This is a genomic window from Loktanella sp. S4079 (assembly GCF_000967725.1).
Classification (GTDB): domain Bacteria; phylum Pseudomonadota; class Alphaproteobacteria; order Rhodobacterales; family Rhodobacteraceae; genus Yoonia.
Window position 1 is genome coordinate 1 of sequence record NZ_JXYE01000019.1, and the last position, 14,193, is coordinate 14,193.

The following is a 14,193-nucleotide window of genomic DNA, read 5'->3' on the forward strand; positions in this document are numbered from 1 at the left end:
TTCAAACTTTTCCTTAGCCATTTAACGGGCCCTTAATTTTGAGGGGCCACTTTGGCCCGGTCCAACATCGCGGGCGATGTATTGGGAAATGACACAGAAATCAAGGGAAATACGACACAAATCAACGACTGCCGTAGCGGATTTTTTTCAACCGTGATCACCCCGCCCGCCCAAAACACAATCGCGATAGCTTATGGGGGCTTACCCCCATGCTATTTTGCCATTTTTTAGGACATGTGATGTCATAGCAAGGTGCCTAAGCACCCTGCCAATATGGGTTTTACCCCACTTGCGCATTATCGTCGCGCTTCACCGCGATGATTGCGGAGCGCGGCAATTTGCCCTCACCATCTGGGAAAGGGGCAGCGGGGTGCTGAATACCAACAAACATTGTGCGCTTATCAGCGGACCAAGTGAGACCTGTAACCTCTGATCCGTTCGGACCAGTCAGAAAGCGTTCGATCTGACCTGTCGCGGGATCACCTGCCAGCATCTGATTATTGCCCATACCGACAAAATCACCTTCATTGTCGTCGTCGCCGTCAGTTTGGATCCACAGTAGGCCTGTACTGTCGAATTGCATCCCATCAGGAGAGTTGAACAGGTTTCCTGCATTTACATTGGCGGAACCGGCATATGCGTCTTCGTGCACAGTGGGGTTGCCCGCCATGACATAGAGGTCCCAAGCAAAGGTATCTGCGGCATGATCGTCATTGCTGGGATACCAGCGCACGATCTGACCATAGTTGTTTTCATCGCGCGGGTTCGGCCCGTTCGCCGCCGTGTCATCACCACCGGCATTGGGTTTTACACCGCGATTCTTGTTGTTGGTCAGGGCGCAATACGCTTCGACAGCAACAGGATTGATCGCAACCCATTCAGGGCGATCCATCGTCGTGGCACCAACTTTGGACGCGGCCTGACGGGTAAAAATCGCGATTTCCGCAGCATCCATACCTGTCGCCTCGGGCGTCAACGCGACCCATTCGCCTGTGAGATCGGTGTTGAATTTCGCAACGTAGAGCTGACCTTCATCAAGCAAGGCAGAGGTCGGACCACCCGGCGCATAGACCCCGGCAGAGACGAATTTATACAAAAATTCGCCCCTTTCATCGTCGCCCATATACACAACGACACGACCGTCAGGGGCAACGACGGCAGCTGCATTTTCGTGTTTGAACCTGCCAAGCGCTGTATGTTTGATTGGTGTCGATGTCGGATCGCTCGGATCAATTTCGACAATATAGCCAAAGCGGTGCGGCTCGTTTGGGTTTTTCGACGTATCAAAGCGCGCATCGAACTTTTCATAGGCGTAGCGCCCCTCGCGCCCGATACCATAGCGGGCGTAACCATCAGGTGCTGTGAATTCCGGATCGGTCGAACCAAAATAGCCATTAAAGTTTTCTTCGCAGGTCAGATAAGTCCCCCAAGGCGTCTTACCTGCACCGCAGTTGTTCATAGTGCCCAACACCGTCACGCCAGCAGGGTCTGCCTCTGTCTGAAGCAGTGGGTGACCCGCAGCGGGGCCCGCTATTGTCATCGGCGTGTTTTGCGTGATGCGACGGTTCAGGTCACTATCTTGCACAATAGCCCAGCCGTCGGGACCTTCGGTGATTTCCATCACGGTAACGCCCTGCATGTTTTGCAGTGTCAGTACATCATCCGCGCTAAGCACCTCACCGCCCGTGTGCGGCAGATTTGCACGGGTGTTAACGTATTCGTGGTTCACCGCAATGACCTGACGGCCATCGACAACAAAGGCTTCCATGCCATCTGTATTCTCACCAAATACGCGATCAGAACTTGTGACAGGCACGCCCATTTCTTGGCTCAGCGGTTCGGCATCCGCGAACAGCGGTTCACCCCATTTTGCAAGCGTATGCCAGCGATAACCGTCAGGGACGTGGACGGTGAAGTCAGTTTGAGCCGCGATGGGGGTAAAGGCAAACCGCCCAGCGGTTTGTGCCTGCGCAGATGTACCAGACATTAGACCTGATCCCATGACAGCGGCGCCGGAACCATAGGCGACGACTCCGCTTAGAAAACCCCGACGCGACAGGGCGGTGTCAACCACAGCGTCAAAATCGGTTGTTTCTGCGGCGGGGCGTTGAAGTTCGTCCCATTCGTCCCAAGACAGGTCGTAAGTGTCATTCGTGCTCATCGCGCTTGCTCCTTGCTGGCGTTTACCGGCGGGACGCTAGGCGCGAATTTTTGCAGATTCGTGACAGTTTGCGCCGCCCTGCAAAGGGCGGCGAAATTTAGGTGAACTTATTATCGCGCGGGAAGCCACGTGGTGCCATACGCCCAGCGCTCGCGCGCTTACCGCTCCATTCATCGAGTTCGGTTTCTGTACGTGTGCGACCTGCCGGGTCCAGCCAGCTCAGCCCCTCAGCGCGCACAAAGGTCGTTGCATCTGACATGCCGCCGTCTTTGTATTTTTGCAGGCGGACACCTTTGCCGCGGCCCATTTCGGGCAGCTCGTCCAGCGGAAAGACAAGCACCTTGCGATTTTCACCAACGACAGCAACATGATCGCCTGCAACGCGCTTACAGACACGTGCGACACCGCTTGCAACGTTGAGCACCTGCTTGCCCGTCCGCGTTTGGGCGACGACATCGTTTTCTGGCACAACAAATCCGTTGCCTTCGCCAGAGGCAAGCAACAGCTTTTCGCCCGGCTTGTGGATGAGGATATCAATGATTTCGGCCTCGTTGGGCAAATCAATCATCAGGCGCAGCGGTTCCCCCATGCCACGCCCACCGGGCAGGTTGGCAGCCGAAACAGTGTAGAAACGGCCATTCGCGCCAAACACCAACAAACGGTCTGTGGTTTCCGCATGGAAGATAAAGCGCGGGCCATCACCGTCTTTGAACTTGAGCTCGCGGTTCAGATCGATGTGACCCGTCATCGCGCGAATCCATCCCATTTTGGAACAGACAACCGTGATCGGCTCTTTCTCGATCATCGCCTCGAGCGGGACTTCTACGACCTCGGCAGCCTCGGCAAATTGGGTGCGACGGGCACCGCCCGCGCTTTCGCGACCAAAGACTTTGCGGGTTTCGCGCAACTGTTCTGCAATGCGGTTCCACTGCAAATCGTCGCTCGCGAGCAAATCTTCGATCCCGGCACGTTCAGCACGCAGCGCATCGCGTTCGGCGATCAGTTCCATTTCCTCAAGACGCCGCAAGCTGCGCAAGCGCATGTTCAGGATTGCTTCGGCTTGCGCCTCTGTCAGGGCGATCTCAGGATCGTCCCCGACAGGTGACCGATAATCGGCCTCGGATATGGCGCGCACATGTTCCTTGGCCCAATCCTCCAGCATCAATGCCTTTTTCGGATCGTCGTCATAACGGATGATATCAATCACACGGTCCAAATGCAGGAACGCGATGATAAACCCTTCCAAGACCTCAAGCCGGTGATCAATCTTTTCTAGACGATACTTGCTGCGGCGCACCAAGACTTCGCGACGGTGATCCAAGAACGCGCGCAGCACTTCCTTGAGCGAACACACTTTCGGGGTCACGCCATCAATCAGCACGTTCATGTTCAGGCTAAACCGCGTTTCCAGATCGGAATTGCGGAACAACATGCCCATCATGACCTCGGCGTCGACCGTCTTGGCGCGTGGTTCCAGCACGATTCGGATATCGTCAGCGGATTCGTCACGCACATCGGCCAACAGCGGCACTTTCTTGGTCTGAATGACCTCAGCCAGCTTTTCGATCAGCTTTGACTTTTGCACCTGATACGGAATTTCAGTGACAACAACCTGCCACGTCCCACGCCCGAGATCTTCGATCTCCCACTTGGCACGCAGTCGGAACGCGCCACGGCCAGTGCGATATGCGTTGGCGATGTTTTCTGGCGGCTCGACAATCACACCACCGGTCGGAAAGTCCGGACCGGGAATGTAGTTCAACAGCGTATCATCGCGCGCATCCGGCGTTTTGATCAGATGCAGGCAGGCGTCAATCAATTCATGCAGGTTATGCGGCGGAATGTTGGTCGCCATACCCACGGCGATCCCGCTTGATCCGTTAGCCAGCAAGTTCGGAAAGGTCGCAGGCAGAACAGCAGGTTCGGTCAGGCGGCCATCATAGTTATCACGAAAATCGACTGAATCTTCGGATAGACCTTCCAGCAACGCTTCTGCGGCGGCGGTCATCCGGGCCTCTGTGTAACGCGAGGCCGCTGGGTTATCGCCGTCGATGTTACCAAAGTTACCCTGCCCGTCGACCAGCGGATAACGCACGTTGAAATCCTGCGCGAGGCGGGCCATCGCATCATAGATCGCCATGTCGCCATGCGGGTGGAAATCACCCATCGTGTCGCCGCTGATCTTTGCGGATTTCAGAAACCCACCTGTCGGCGACAGTCGCAAACGGCTCATTGCATAGAGGATACGCCGGTGAACAGGCTTTAGCCCGTCACGCGCATCGGGCAAGGCACGGTGCATGATCGTAGACAGCGCATAGGTCAGGTAACGATCACCAATGGCCTTGCGCAAAGTTTCGGTCGTGTCGATTGGCCCGCGTTCGGGGTCACTGCTCTTATCATTCATGACAATTGGTTTAGCGGGCGGAAAATCTGGCGTAAAGGATAGAAAATTCCCCGTTTTTGTTGGCGTGATCTCTGCGCATCTAGTGTCACCTGTTTTGATACGATTCGATGTAACCCTTGGGGGGCGTACCAGTGACTAAATTGTTAGTAGGGACCAGTCTGTTTCTTGTTTGGGCAATTTTCGAATTGTCTGGCGGTCAATCCTTTACCCCTGGGATTGACCGTTCTGAACCAGCGGCCAGCGTAGCCCGCGCTCAGGCCGAGCCGCTTCGCGCACCAGAGATTACAACTGCTGCCCTCGAACCAGCGCCACAAGAACAAGACGTGCCGCTGACCGATGCGTCATATGTGCCGTTTCACGCGCCAATCATCACACACACCCCCGAGGTCACAGATATTCTGCTGGCATCCTACAGCGAACCTGAAACGATGTCTGACGCAACGATTGTTCGCGATATCCGGCAGGTTACAGGCGACCGCGTCAACATTCGCGAAGGTGCGGGCACACAGCATAGCGTCATCAGCAAAGCCGTGCGTGGCGATGAGGCCGAGGTGCTTTTGATCGACGGTGACTGGGCGCAAATCCAATTGATCGAGAGCGGTGAAACAGGCTGGATGGCGGCCTGGCTTTTGTCTGAATAATCGAGGCCTCACCCAGACGTCTCGCAGAATTTGGGAACTTTTCAGGCGATTTTTTCGTTGTTTTAGCAACAAACCACGAAAGAGCGTCAGATGTACAAGTTCATATTTTCTACAACTTTGCTGTTCGCTTGGGTGTTTTTTGAAATGTCCGGCGGCTTCGATTTTGAACCGAATTGCCGTACCTGCGATACAACTGCGCAAAGCAGCCCAGAAACGCCAGCGCGAACCCCAAACCGGAAAATCCCTGCGTCTTTTCCGGTGAACTCCTATGCCTACGTTCCCTTTAGTTCGCCGATCATCACGCCAGCCAAGGAAACGCCAACGACCCAAACTGCTTCTGCATCAGGAATGTTGATCCAAGCAAGTTTTTCTTCTGGCGCGGGCAGCGCGCCTCAGGCCGATCAGCCACGCTCAAACATTCGGGTCGTCACCGGCGATTGGGTAAATATCCGCGCAGGTGCAGGCACGACATTCGCCGTCATTGATACCGTTCCGCAGGGCACCGAAGCAGAGCTGATTGAAATGCGCGATAATTGGGCCAAGGTCACGTTGATAGAGAGCAACGAAACCGGGTGGATCGTAACGTGGCTCCTTAGCGACTAAACCGATCTCTTGCCACCCCGCATCGGACGGGGCAAACATGCCCTATGGGACAGAAAACAATACTTATTACAGGCTGTTCATCCGGAATCGGATATGATGCAGCCCATGGTCTGCGCGCCGCAGGATGGCGCGTTTTTGCAAGCTGCCGACAGCAGATCGACTGCGATCGGCTACGCGATGAGGGATTTGATAGCCCTTTGATCGACTACGCCCAGACCGACACCATCCAAAACGGCCTTACCGAAGTTCTTGAGGAGACAGGTGGCACCTTAGACGCGCTTTACAATAATGGCGCCTTCGCCTGCCCCGGCGCGCTTGAGGATCTACCCACGGATGGGCTGCGCGCGATCTTTGAGACCAATGTCTTTGGGTATCACGAACTCACCCGTCGGGTGATTCCCATCATGCGCGACCAAGGCCACGGGCGGATCATCAATTGTTCGTCTGTGCTGGGGTTGGTGCCGATGAAATGGCGCGGCGCATATGTTTCGACGAAATTCGCACTCGAGGGAATGACCGACGTCTTGCGTATCGAGATGCACAACACACCCATCAAGGTCATTTTGATTGAACCCGGGCCGATCACCTCGGACATCCGCCGCAAAGCAATCCCACATTTCGAAAAATGGATCGATTGGGAAAAATCGGCGCGCGTCGAAGAATATAAACAAGTGATGTCGCGGCTTTATACGGATAGCGGCCCTGACAAATTTGAACTGCCACCCTCTGCTGTGACCAAGAAGCTGCTACACGCGCTGACCTCGGCCCGCCCGAAACCGCGCTACTACGTCACAACGCCGACCTATCTTATGGGGGGATTGCGGCGTATCCTACCGACGCGGTGGTTGGACGCATTGATTTTGCGCGGCTAAGGGGTTTCTTTGTCGCGATTGCCCGCTAGATGGCAAGCAAAGATGTTAAAGGAAAAGATACATGGCGAATGATCCGCTTTTTTGGCTCGTTGCAATTGCGGCTCTTGTGGTGCTGGGAATTCTGCTGTTCGGAATCGGCACGTTTGGTAAAGGCGGCGAATTCAACCGCAAATACGCCAATAAAATCATGCGACTTCGGATCGCCGCGCAATTTGTGGCCGTGATCTTGATCATCATTTTTGCATATCTGCGCAGCGCAAGGGGCTAAGTCATGGTTGTTTTGAACAAAATTTACACCAAGTCAGGCGACGCAGGTGAAACCGCACTGGGAAATGGCGACCGCGTTGCCAAACACGCTTTGCGCGTGAATTCCTATGGGACCGTCGATGAAACAAACGCGACCGTCGGCCTTGCCCGATTGCACGCAACCGGGGAAATCGACGCGCAATTGGCGATGATCCAAAACGATTTATTCGACTTGGGCGCCGACCTGTGCCGCCCCGATATGGAGAAAGACGCAGAGTCCGAATACCCGGTGTTGCGGATGACCAATGCCCAAGTTGACCGGCTCGAAATTGAAATCGACGCCATGACTGCCAAGGTGGACCCGCTTCGCAGCTTTGTGTTACCCGGCGGCACCGCATTGGCCGCGCATCTCCATCTGTGTAGAACGGTCGCTCGGCGGGCCGAACGTCTCGCCGTGGAACTGTCAGGCTGCGAAGCGGTCAATCCCATCGCCGTCAAATACCTCAACCGCCTGTCCGACTGGTTTTTCCAAGCCAGCCGCATCGCCAACGCAAACGGCAAAGAAGACGTTCTCTGGGTACCCGGCGCAAACCGTTAAGTTGCGGTGGGTTAAAACCCACCCTACGGTTAACTCGGCTCGCTCGACTCGTTTGATATCGGAACTCGCCGTCCACCGTCTAAATCAGTAATCACAAGACAGTTCCAAAGCAATTCCCATCCTCCACTATCGAAATGTTCTGAGATTCGTGCGGTGGACTAAGTTAGTTTCTGATTTCCGTTATTGGATCTGGCAATTTTTATCAGCTTTGGTAATCATCCGCGCGCAGCATGGGCACCTGAGACAACCGCGAGCTCAACAAACGGGACCATGTTGTAGTGCGTGTGCCGAGTGTTCTCAAAAACAAACGTAAGCGTCGCATCCGCCCCCCTAGATAGCATCTGACGCTTCGCGCATCACTTTCTGGATGCCCGGCGAACCGCTTAAAGCTTGGTGGCCCAGACTCGACGATGCGCCCGTCTGCGTCCCTGTGGCCCCATCGCTTGCCATTACGGGTGTGCATTGGAAGCATTGCTAATGGACTACCGTAACCAATTTTCTGACTCCGCAAGGTGATGAGGCTCAACGGACATTTGATGCTGGCTAAGATGCAAGCGCTCTCTGAGAGGCGAGAAGCGCTTGAAGCATAGCTTTCGTACATCCCTGCCCCCGACCCAATCCGCATTCACCCAAAGATGGCGACGACGTACCAGACACGTGTGCGGTCATTGATTTCAGGTCTAAGCAACACAGGGGAAAACTGATGGGTGTTCAAAGCTGGAAACCAATTGACTACGCCGCAATCAACATCGCCTGTATGCTGCACTTTCCAGGCCTTGTGGAACATTGGCTTCCCGATGGTCACCGGCAAGGTGGCGAGTGGGTGGCGCTCAACCCAACCCGCGCAGACCGACACAAAGGATCATTTCGGATCAATCTGGAATCAGGACTCTGGTCCGACTTTGCCACGGGTGATCGTGGCGGTGAGCCGCGTAAGTCCGCCTTGACGCTCAACCGGTCAGAATTCGCACTCGCGGCGAATGATCGCTCTCCGCCCTTCAAGTCTTTGCTCTTCACAGAGCACGTCGACGCCACATTTGTAGCACCGCTGTAGCACCAAGCCAAACAGCAGAAACGCGGATATCGCCCCAAGGGGCGCTACAGAGCTGAAATTACTGATATTTGTTGGTTGGGGGAGCTCGATTTGAACACTGTTTTCGAGAACTACATCAAACACGCATTTATCGGTAGGTGTGGGCGGACTGCGGACATTTCGCTGCAAGGATCACGAATGCCCGCAAAGCATGAAAACGCTGGCGTTTCGCTCTCAAGTATTGCCGGACGTCACCTCAGCCCTTTCGACCCGCCTCAGCCGTCAGAGCAGCCAACCTGTAGAACCCATGCGCCATTTTGCTGAAGGGCGTGAGCAGGAAGAACGCGAGAACGGCGCCGAGATGGATCGCAAGGAGGGTCGGCATGACCGTCGTTTGACCCAGCGCGTAGAGCGCAAGCCCGCTGAAGCCGACAAAGCCCAGCAATCCGACAAAGGCCATCTCTCCGCCAAAGGCGGCGGTTGCGCCCAAGGACCGGTCCGAACGCAGCTTCAGGCGGATCATCTCAAAGCAACCCACTACAAGCAAAAGACCGCCGGAAACGCCCAGCAATTTGGGCAGCGACAAAAGCCCATAGGGCGCGGGCATGTTGAACACGTAGTGCATCACGGTCGCGACGCTGGTGGAGGCAAAACACAACAGAAAGCCGTACATCACCGCCTGATGCACCGCGCGCCGGGCGTGGGTAAAGCGGTCCTCATCCTCGAAATTGCAGCCGTCGCCATGCCCGCCCTTGAGATTCCGCATGTTGGCGGCCTGCTTCAACGCCTTCACCAAATGGGCGGGTTCAAATGGCCCGGCATCGACACGCCTCCAGTAACGGCGCAAGCTGACCGCGATACTGAACAGTGGGAACAGGAAAGCCGGCAAGAAGATCGCCACCATCGCATTGTGCGAAAGAACGGCGTAGAATCCTTCGCCTCCGGCGGAACTTAGGGCACGAGCGGCCCAGAACAACAGGGCAAACCCGATGACGGTCACGATGGCAATCAGCACGCCGTTTTTCTGAAACGCCTTCCCTGCGGCGCGGGGAAAGGCGAGTTCCTCCCAGCTGTCCTGGCGCACGTTCGCCAGCGCCTGCGGGAGATTGAGATCGAATTCATGCGGGGCGGTGTATTGGCAAGCGTAGTAACAGCCCCGGCAATTGTGACAGAGGTTCGCCAGTTGCGTCAGATCCCCATCGCTGAAGGCGCGCTCGGCGTGCAGGGCGGGGAAAACCGAACAGTAGCCCTCGCAATAGCGGCAGGCGTTACAAATCTCGGCCTGACGGCGGGCCTCTTCCAGAAAATCAGTTTGAATTTGCATGGGCCGCGGCCTCCTTACCTGCGATGCGTCCGAAGACGGTTCCAATGGTCATGCCGAAGCCGGCGAGATAGCCTTGGCCAAGGATCGACCCGGCCATGGTTTCGCCCGCCGCCCAGAGGTTTGTGACAGGGCGGTTGCCGACGGAGCATTGTGCATGCTCGTCGACCTTCAGGCCGAGATAGGTAAACGTCACGCCGGTGCGCAAAGAATAGCCGTAGAACGGCGGTTCAGTGATCGGGCGCGCCCAGTTGGTTTTCGGCGGGTTGAGGCCGGTGGTCGTGACGCCGTCGAGTTCGGTCGGGTGAAAACCCGAGGTGTCGCCGCAGGCATCGTTGAACTCGCTCACGGTTTGCACCAGCGCGTCGGCGGGCAAGCCCATCTTGTCGGCTAGTTCCTCTAGCGTGTCCGCCTTGATCGGCGGGAAAACAGACGGCATGAACAGTTCCAGCGACTTGGCGTCGATGATCACGTATCCCACCTGATCGGGCTGCGCCGCGACAAGTCGCCCCCAGATGGCGTAGCGCTTGGGCCAAACGTCCTCGCCCTCGTCGTAGAACCGTTGGGCGTCCTTGTTCACCACGATGGAAAACGGCACGCAGTCCAGTCGCGTGACAATACCACCGTCGAATTTCGGCGCGCGCCCGTCGATGGCGACGGCGTGACACTGGGTCGGGTCGCCGACCTGTTCGATCCCCTGATCCAGAAGATCGGCCAGAACCACTCCGCGGTTATAGGGCGTGCCGCGGATCAGGAAATTCTTTGCCGCCGGTCCCCAGGCACGGGCAAGCCAGTCCGTATCGGCCTGAAAGCCTCCAGAGGCGACGACCACGGATTTCGGCGCGATCGTATGCATCTGACCGTTCTGAGTGTAGTCGATGCGGGTGACGCGATCCTCGTCCAGTTCCAGATGCGTTACGGCGGCCTCGTATTCGACCTGCACACCCAGTTTTTCAGCCGTGCGGTAATAGGCGTTCACAAGGCTTTTGCCACCACCAAGGAAAAAGGCATTTGTTCGCGCCAGTGACAGTGTCCCCGAGAGCGACGGCTGAAAGCGGACGCCGTGTTCTTCCATCCACGGCAGGCATTCTTCGGAGGTACGGATTGCCAGTCGCGCCAACCCTTCGTCGGTCTTGCCGCCGGTGACCTTCATCAGGTCGGCAAGGTATTCCTCTTCGGTGTAGCTGTCGACCAGCGGGCCGAGCGGGCCATGGTGCATACAGCGAAAGTTGCGGGTGTGGCGAGAGTTGCCACCGCGATAGGATTTGGGCGCGGTCTCGAGGATCAAGACGCGGGCACCTGCCTCGACGGCTGTGATGGCCGCGCAAAGCGCCGCGTTTCCGCCGCCGATAATGGCGATGTCGGGAGAGGTCAAAGCAAGTCTCCATCGTAGTTAGGGGGGGTGTGGCTGCTGGCGCGCAGGTCGCGTACACGAACCCGCTGGGCGGCCTCGATATGTGCCCGCATGGCGGCTTCCGCCAATGTGCCATCGTGCGCCTTGATCGCGTCGAGAATGCCAAAATGTTCTTCAACAGCCTTCGTCGCGCGGTCTGGTTCGGTCAGGGTTGTTGGGCCAAGGATCATCAACGCCTTTTGCAACGCGTGGATGGATCGGGTGAGAAAGCGGTTCTTGGCCGCATCCAGCAAGGCCGCGTGGAATTGCCGGTTCAAAATGAAGGCCTCGGGTGCATTCCCCAATGCGGCCATCTGCTGATTCATCTCGAAAAGTTCTTCGATTTCGATGTCCGAGGCGGCGCGGGCGGCGAGCCGCGCAGCGGTGCCTTCGAGGACGGCGCGCATCTCGTAGAGTTCCATGACCTCGGCGTAATCGAGCCTGCGGATCGTGGCGCCCTGGCGCGGGACGTGGGTGACGATCCCGTCGGCCTCGAGCTGGCGGATGGCCTCCCGAACGGGGGTGCGCGACACACCGAGCCGCTCCGCCAGTTCGGTTTCGCGCAGTCGGTCGCCGGGGTTGAGCCGACCTTCGCGCAGTTCGCTCAGCAGGCGCAGATAAGCACCATTGCCCTGTGGGGCGCTGTCATCGTCCATGGGTATCGAGCCTCTGATTCAATCTTGTATCCAGGTGGATACAGTCGTACACAATGTGCGTCAAGATGTGTAGGAGGTCGGCTTGCGCAAACATCTTTCCCATTCGCATGCGCGGCGTGCATTGACCTTTGGACTCGCGGCTGCGGGGACGGCAGTGTTTTGGTCGTTGGGCCTGCCCTTGCCGTTCCTCTTCGGACCCATGGCCTTTTGCCTCGCGGGCGCTTTGGCGCATTTGCCACTGAAAGGCTTCGGGCAGGTGTCGGTTGCCGCGCGCACCATCCTGGGGGTCGCGGTGGGCGCGTCGATCACGCCGGAGATGGTGGCGCATCTGCCGCGTATGGCGCTTTCGGTGGCGCTGATCCCGATCTTCATCGCCATGATCGCGGCCATCGGTGTACCGTTTTTTCGTAAACTCTGGGGATTTGATGCGCCGACGGCCTATTACGCAGCCATGCCCGGCGGGCTTCAGGATATGGTGATCTTCGGCACCGAGGCGGGAGGAAACCCCCGCGCACTGTCATTGATCCATGCAACAAGGGTACTGATCATTGTGACACTCGCCCCCTTTATCCTCAGCCATTTCTACGGTGCCGCCCTGACCAATCCCATCGGTGCGCCCGTGGCCGACCTGCCGTGGTCCGAACTGCTGATCATGGTCGCCGCCGCTATCATCGGCTGGAAAGGCGGGGAGCGGCTGGGCCTTTTCGGGGCGTCGATCCTCGGGCCGATGATTGTCACTGCGGTTTTGTCTCTCGCAGGTGTCGTGCATTTCCGCCCGCCCGCAGAGGCGATCCTGACGGCGCAGTTCTTTATCGGCTGCGGCATCGGCGTCCAATTTCTCGGCGTCACCTGGCGCGAGTTGACCCGCGTGGTCGCGGCAGGCGTCGCATATGTGCTGGTTCTGGCGGTGCTGGCTGCCGGTTTTTCTGGGCTGGTGACGGCACTCGGATTGGGCGATCCAGTGCCCGCTTTTCTGGCCTTCGCGCCGGGCGGCCAGGCCGAGATGACAGTGTTGGCCATCGTCACCGGTGCGGACCTCGGCTTTGTCATCGTCCACCACCTGACGCGTATCGTGATCGTGATCGTCGGCGCGCCGGTAATGGCCGGGCTTATTGCCCGTAGACGGAAGGGTTGACCATGTGGATCGGCGCGCCTTCGGCGTAGGCGTTCACCTGTGCAAAGATGTCGTAGAACTGTTTGTCGAATTCGTCTTCGGTCACGAAACCGATATGGGGCGTGGCGATCAGATTCGGATGCGCCAGAAGCGGATCGGCCGGGTCTTTCATCGGCTCGGTGTCGAAAACGTCGATGGCGGCTATGCCGGGGCAGCCCGCATTCAGCCCCTCCAAAAGGGCACCGGGAGCGATCAGACCCGCGCGTGAGGTGTTCACCAAAACGGATTTCGGCCCCATGTAGGCCAAATCCTCTGCGGTGACGATCCCGCGTGTCTCCGGCGTCAGCCGCAAATGCAAGGAGACCACGTCACTGTCGGCAAAAAAGGCCGCGCGGCTCGTCGCAACGACCTCGCCATTGTCCTCTGCCCGGTCGCGCCCCGCCTCCGAGGACCACCAGACAACATTCATCCCAAAGGCGCGGGCATAATCGGCCACCACGCGCCCGATGCGCCCATAGCCATAAAGGCCGAGCGTGCGACCGCGCAAAGTGCGGCCGACACCCATCTGCCACGCGCCGGCCTTGACGCTGGCCATCTGCTGCGGCAGCTGGCGCATGGCGGCGAGGATCAGCGCAAAGGTCAGCTCGGCCGCGGCGTAATTCGCCCCATTCGCTCCCTTGTTCGAACAGAGCAAAACGCCCGCGTCCGTGCAGGCGTCCACATCCACATGCGGCCAGGCCCCGCGCTGCGAGATCAGCCGCAGGTTCGGTAGCCGCTCAAGAAGATCGCGGGTGACGCGAGTGCGCTCCCGGAACAGCACGACGCAATCCGCATCGGCAAGCCGCGCGGCCAGCGCCGCAGGATCAGGTTCATGATCGGTCCATACGGTGACATCATGTCCCTCGAGCAGCCCAAAACATGGCAGTTCCCGTAGGGTATCGAACCAGTCGTCGAGTATATGGACCTTCATGCCTTGGCCTTTCAAAAGTTGCCCGAAAGCGCCTTGATCGCGCGACAGACCCGTTCGTGCAAGAGGATCAGGTCCGCCTTGCCCGGAGAATCTTCAGCGATACGTTGCGATAGGTCGTTGCGCATCTCTTCGAGATCGCGACGGGTATGGGCAAGTTTTTCGTAATCACTCATGGTTGAGG

The 14,193-nt window shown here is 57.6% G+C and carries 14 protein-coding genes; 7 read left to right on the forward strand and 7 right to left on the reverse strand.

The features are described from left to right. Positions 1-280 precede the first annotated feature (280 nt). Positions 281-2,161 carry a PhoX family protein gene (locus TW80_RS17140; protein WP_045998697.1) on the reverse strand — a complete coding sequence of 627 codons (1,881 nt, stop codon included), beginning with the start codon at positions 2,159-2,161 and terminating at the stop codon, positions 281-283. Between the two features lie 97 nt (positions 2,162-2,258). Then, the gene (locus TW80_RS17145) at positions 2,259-4,565 is read right to left on the reverse strand and encodes a DNA topoisomerase IV subunit A (RefSeq protein ID WP_045998698.1); all 2,307 of its coding nucleotides are present in this window, start codon (positions 4,563-4,565) and stop codon (positions 2,259-2,261) included. Between the two features lie 131 nt (positions 4,566-4,696). Here TW80_RS17145 and TW80_RS17150 point away from each other — a divergent pair, with 131 nt between their 5' ends. The 6 genes from TW80_RS17150 to TW80_RS17745 all read left to right on the forward strand — a co-directional run bounded on the left by TW80_RS17150 (position 4,697) and on the right by TW80_RS17745 (position 8,579). After that, positions 4,697-5,206, forward strand: coding sequence for an SH3 domain-containing protein (locus tag TW80_RS17150; RefSeq protein WP_157033333.1), 510 nt, complete (start codon positions 4,697-4,699; stop codon positions 5,204-5,206). A gap of 90 nt (positions 5,207-5,296) precedes the next feature. Continuing rightward, the gene (locus tag TW80_RS17155; protein WP_045998700.1) at positions 5,297-5,809 is read left to right on the forward strand and encodes an SH3 domain-containing protein; all 513 of its coding nucleotides are present in this window, start codon (positions 5,297-5,299) and stop codon (positions 5,807-5,809) included. Positions 5,810-5,853: 44 nt separating this feature from the next. Then, positions 5,854-6,681 (forward strand): SDR family NAD(P)-dependent oxidoreductase, encoded by an 828-nt coding sequence (locus tag TW80_RS17160; protein WP_045998701.1) that lies wholly within the window; start codon positions 5,854-5,856, stop codon positions 6,679-6,681. A gap of 61 nt (positions 6,682-6,742) precedes the next feature. Beyond that, complete coding sequence (locus tag TW80_RS17165; RefSeq protein ID WP_045998702.1) at positions 6,743-6,949, forward strand: twin transmembrane helix small protein; 207 nt, start codon at positions 6,743-6,745, stop codon at positions 6,947-6,949. A gap of 3 nt (positions 6,950-6,952) precedes the next feature. Next, positions 6,953-7,525 carry a cob(I)yrinic acid a,c-diamide adenosyltransferase gene (locus TW80_RS17170; RefSeq protein ID WP_045998703.1) on the forward strand — a complete coding sequence of 191 codons (573 nt, stop codon included), beginning with the start codon at positions 6,953-6,955 and terminating at the stop codon, positions 7,523-7,525. A gap of 703 nt (positions 7,526-8,228) precedes the next feature. Next, a complete protein-coding gene (locus tag TW80_RS17745; RefSeq protein ID WP_052701054.1) occupies positions 8,229-8,579 on the forward strand; it encodes a hypothetical protein in 351 nt (116 codons plus the stop codon). 235 nt (positions 8,580-8,814) lie between these two features. Here TW80_RS17745 and tcuB read toward each other — a convergent pair whose 3' ends face one another. The 3 genes from tcuB to TW80_RS17190 are packed head-to-tail and all read right to left on the reverse strand — an operon-like array spanning position 8,815 to position 11,928. Next, a complete protein-coding gene (tcuB, locus tag TW80_RS17180) occupies positions 8,815-9,876 on the reverse strand; it encodes a tricarballylate utilization 4Fe-4S protein TcuB (RefSeq protein WP_446720144.1) in 1,062 nt (353 codons plus the stop codon). Next, entirely contained in the window at positions 9,866-11,254 is a 1,389-nt protein-coding gene (tcuA, locus tag TW80_RS17185) for an FAD-dependent tricarballylate dehydrogenase TcuA (protein WP_045998705.1), read from the reverse strand. Before tcuA ends, tcuB begins: the two co-directional genes overlap by 11 nt. Next, positions 11,251-11,928: a GntR family transcriptional regulator gene (locus TW80_RS17190; protein ID WP_045998706.1), complete on the reverse strand. Its 678-nt coding sequence runs from the start codon at positions 11,926-11,928 to the stop codon at positions 11,251-11,253. Before TW80_RS17190 ends, tcuA begins: the two co-directional genes overlap by 4 nt. A gap of 82 nt (positions 11,929-12,010) precedes the next feature. Here TW80_RS17190 and TW80_RS17195 point away from each other — a divergent pair, with 82 nt between their 5' ends. Beyond that, on the forward strand, positions 12,011-13,063 hold the full coding sequence (locus TW80_RS17195; RefSeq protein WP_045998707.1) for an AbrB family transcriptional regulator: 1,053 nt from the start codon (positions 12,011-12,013) through the stop codon (positions 13,061-13,063). On the opposite strand, the gene TW80_RS17200 is transcribed toward TW80_RS17195, so the two are convergent. Both TW80_RS17200 and TW80_RS18335 read right to left on the reverse strand, forming a co-directional pair. Beyond that, positions 13,038-14,012, reverse strand: coding sequence for a D-2-hydroxyacid dehydrogenase family protein (locus tag TW80_RS17200; RefSeq protein ID WP_045998708.1), 975 nt, complete (start codon positions 14,010-14,012; stop codon positions 13,038-13,040). The two genes, TW80_RS17195 and TW80_RS17200, sit on opposite strands and share 26 nt — an antisense overlap. Before the next feature lie 11 nt (positions 14,013-14,023). Next, positions 14,024-14,185: a hypothetical protein gene (locus tag TW80_RS18335; protein ID WP_204218529.1), complete on the reverse strand. Its 162-nt coding sequence runs from the start codon at positions 14,183-14,185 to the stop codon at positions 14,024-14,026. Between the last annotated feature and the right edge of the window lie 8 nt (positions 14,186-14,193).